Annotated in this window: 3 protein-coding genes; all 3 read left to right on the top strand. The window is 66.8% G+C overall.

Translation table 11 applies throughout. From position 1 onward, the window contains the following. On the top strand, window positions 1-521 hold a 521-nt coding region (locus APM_RS08430; protein ID WP_007422943.1), incomplete at its 5' end, for a cytochrome c oxidase assembly protein. Between the two features lie 134 nt (window positions 522-655). Next, the gene (gene bamA, locus APM_RS08435) at window positions 656-2,974 is read left to right on the top strand and encodes an outer membrane protein assembly factor BamA (RefSeq protein WP_007422944.1); all 2,319 of its coding nucleotides are present in this window, start codon (window positions 656-658) and stop codon (window positions 2,972-2,974) included. Between the two features lie 4 nt (window positions 2,975-2,978). Then, window positions 2,979-3,817 (top strand): OmpH family outer membrane protein (locus APM_RS08440; protein ID WP_007422945.1); only part of this gene is annotated, 839 nt, incomplete at its 3' end.

Genomic DNA, 3,817 nt, shown 5'->3' on the forward strand with positions numbered 1-3,817 from the left:
CGCGGGCGGCGCTGCGGGCGCTGCGCTTTCCGCCCGTCGCCATCGTGGTCATGCTGGTGACGACGGATGTCTGGCTGATCCCCGGGGTGAACTTCGCCTCGATGATCAATCCGCCGCTCTACGCCTTCATGAACATCGCGATGATCCTCTCCGGCCTGCTGTTCTGGCTGGTGGTGCTCGACCCGCGGCCCCGGGCCGAGGCCGGCTATTCCTACCTCACGCGGATGGCGGCCGGCTTCCTGCCGATGTTCCCGCAGATCGCCGCCTCGTCCTACATCGCGCTGACCTCGACCAATCTCTACAATTTCTACGATCTCTGCGGCCGGCTCTACCCCTCGGTCTCGCCGATGAAGGACCAGATGCTGGGCGGCATCATCCAGTGGATTCCGCCGGGAATGCTGAACACCGCCGTGCTCTTCGTGCTGCTGCACGCCGTCCGCAAGAGCGAGGAAAGGCAGGTGGCGGACATGCCGATTCCGCCCGGCGCGCGCGTCATCGAGGCGCGATGGACTGGACGCTAGCCCGGCGCTGCCCTTGCGGCGCGGAGCGGTTGCGGCTAGGCCGCTTGTCTGTGCGGATGCGGGAGAGGCCCGCGTCCGGTTGGTGACTTCGTGTGATGGGGAGACAGTCCTTGCGGCGACTGCGGTTGGCTCTGATGACCACGGCGTGCCTCGCTCCGGTGTTCCTGGCTCCGGTCGCCCCGGCCGCGACCCTGCCGCACAGCGCGGCGGCGGCGACGGGCGGGCGCATCGCCGCCATCGAGGTGCGCGGCAACCAGCGCATCGATGCGAGCACCATCCTTTCCTACATCCTGCTCCGCCCCGGCGACCGCTTCAGCCAGCGGCGGATGGACCTGAGCCTGAAGACGCTCTACGCCACCGGCCTGTTCCACACCGTCTCGCTCACCCGCCAGGGCAACGACCTGGTGGTGGACGTGCAGGAGAACCCGGTGGTCAACCAGGTGTTCTTCCGCGGCAACTCGGTGCTGACCGACGCCAACCTGAAAAAGGTGGTCTCGCTCAAGCCCGGCTCGGTATTCACCCCGGCGGCGGCGGCGGCCGACACGCGAACGATCCTCGACCAGTACGCCAAGCAGGGCCATTACAGCGCGACCGTCACCCCCGAAATCGTGAAGCTGCCGGAAAACCGGGTGAACGTGGTGTTCCGCTGCCATGACGGGCCGGAGACGCTGATCAGCCGGATCGACTTCATCGGCAACCGCCACTACGGTCAGACCCGCCTGCGCGAGGTGATCTCGAGCCGCGAGAACGCCTGGTTCCGCTTCCTCTCCAGCAGCGACGAATACAACCCCGAACGGGTGAAATACGACGAGGCGCTGCTCAGCCGCTTCTACTTCCACCACGGCTATGCCGACTTCAAGGTGAAGAGCGCCACCGCCCAGCTCGCGCCGGACCGCAAGTCCTTCTTCCTCACCTTCGTCGTCGACGAGGGGCCGCGCTACCACATCGCCTCGGTGAAGGTGGAAAGCAGCGTGACGAACCTTTCGGCGAAGTCGCTGCGCGCGCTGGTGCCGATCGAGAAGGGCGACATCTTCGACGGCGACGCGATCCAGACCGCGGTGAAGAACATCTCGAAGGCCGCGCAGAACCGCGGCTTCGCCTTCGCCCAGGTGGTGCCGGACGTGCACGAGAACCACGCGAACCACACGATCGACCTCACCTTCCGCGTGGTCGAGGGGCCGAAGGTCTACGTCAACGACGTGGTGATCCGCGGCAACACCCGCACCGAGGACCAGGTGATCCGCCGCCAGGTCGAGCTCGCCCCCGGCGATGCCTACAACCAGGACGCGGTCGACCAGTCGAAGCAGAACCTCGAGAATCTCGGCTATTTCAAGAAGCAGGACGGGGTGAAGATCGCCACCTCGCCGACCAGCACGCCCGACCGCGTCAACCTCGATGTCGATGTCGCCGAGCAGGCGACCGGCCAGTTCTCGCTGGGCGGCGGCTACTCGACCGATCTCGGCGCGCTGGCGAATATCGGGCTGAGCCAGAACAACTTCCTCGGCACAGGCATCAGCGCCTCGATCTCGGCGCTGCTGGCGCAGAAGGGCACGCAGTTCAATCTCGGCGTGACCAACCCGTATTTCCTCGGCCGCAACCTGATCGCCGGCTTCGACCTCTTCCGCACCGACACCTACAACTCCACCGCCTACGTGTTCAGCGAGCGCTCGATCGGCGGCGACCTGCGGCTCGGCTTCCGCTACAACGACCATGTCAGCCAGGCCTTCACCTACACGCTGAGCACGCGCGACATCTACAACATCGCCAGCTCGGCGAGCCTCTACATCCTGAGCGAGGAGGGCAAGACCACGCTCTCGCAGCTCGGCACCACCCTCACCTTCGACTACCGCAACAACCGCATCGATCCCTCGAGCGGCGAGATCCTCGCGCTGTCCGGCGACTTCGCCGGCCTCGGCGGCACCGCGAAATACATCCGCCTCGAGGCGCGCGGCGCCTACTACATCCCGCTCGAGCGCTATTTCGGCGACAAGGCCTGGGTGCTGGAGTTCGACGGCCATGTCGGCAAGATCTTCGGCATCGAGGGCTACCGCACCACCCTGGCCGACCGCTTCTTCCTCGGCGGCGACAGCATGCTCGGCTTCCAGACCGGCGGCGCCGGCCCGCACGACACGCAATATGGCGACAGCATCGGCGGCAACTTCATCTGGACGCAGGACACGGTGCTGCACTTCCCGCTGCCCGTCAGCCCCGATCTCGGCGTCTCCGGCTTCGCCTTCACCGATATCGGCAGCCTGACCGGCGTCTCGCCGATCACGGTGAACGGCCAGACGCTCGGGGTCTACGACAATGCGGCCCCGCGCATCTCCGCCGGCGTCGGCGTGGCCTGGAACACCCCGTTCGGGCTCATCGACCTGTCCTATGCCCAGCCGATCAAGAAATACAAATACGACCAGGTCGAGCAATTCCGCGTTTCCTTCGGTACGAGGTTCTGATCACGTGACACGCATCGCGAAAATCCGCGCCGGTCTGGCGCTTCCGGCCCTGATCATGGCGTTCGGCGCCGGCCTCGGCGTCGGCCACGCCCAGTCGGAGAACGGCAAGGGCTACTTCATCCCGAAGCCGAAGGCCGAGGCGCCGCACACCGCCCCGATCCACGCGCCGCTGCCCAAGCCGCAGCCCGCGCCCGTCGGCCAGCCCGGCGTGCAGCAGATTCCGCCCGAGAAGCTCCCGCCCATCCCGCAGCTCGCCCCGCTGCCCAAGGAAAAGTCGCCGCCCGCCGCCGTGATGGGCGTGCTCTCGGTGCCCGACGTCATGCAGAATTCGACCGCCGCCCAGGGTGTCGAGAAGATCATCAACGCCCGGCGCAAGAAGCTGGCCGAGGAAGCCCAGGCCGACCAGAAGCGCTGGGAGCAGGAGCAGCACACCATCACCGCCGAGAAGGGCAAGCTCTCCAAGGCCACGCTCGCCGCGCGCGAGCAGCACCTGCAGGCCGAGATCGAGCAGGCGCAGGTCGACTTCCACAACCGCAACGTCGCCATCGAGCTCTCGGCGCGCAAGGCGCTCGGCAAGATCGAAAGCTCGCTGATCGCGGTGATCCGCCAGGTGTCGCAGGCGCACGGCATGAACCTGGTGCTGCACCGCTCGCAGGTCGCGCTGAACGTGAACGCCTTCGACATCACCAAGGAAGTCACCGAGCAGCTGAACAAGATCCTGCCTTCGGTCGCGGTGCCGCCCTCCGTGGTCGCCGAACCTGTCGAAGGGCGAGAAGAAGAAGTAGGCCGGATGAGCGGCACGGCGGACCCGCGGCCGGGCGACCCCCGCTTCTTCGCCCGTCG

This window comes from Acidiphilium sp. PM (assembly GCF_000219295.1).
Taxonomy (GTDB): Bacteria; Pseudomonadota; Alphaproteobacteria; order Acetobacterales; family Acetobacteraceae; genus Acidiphilium; species Acidiphilium multivorum.

What these genes read in the sequence shown, in the direction of transcription:
- bamA (WP_007422944.1), top strand. Translation starts at nt 656, where the DNA reads ATGACCACGGCGTGCCTCGCTCCGGTGTTCCTGGCTCCGGTCGCCCCG.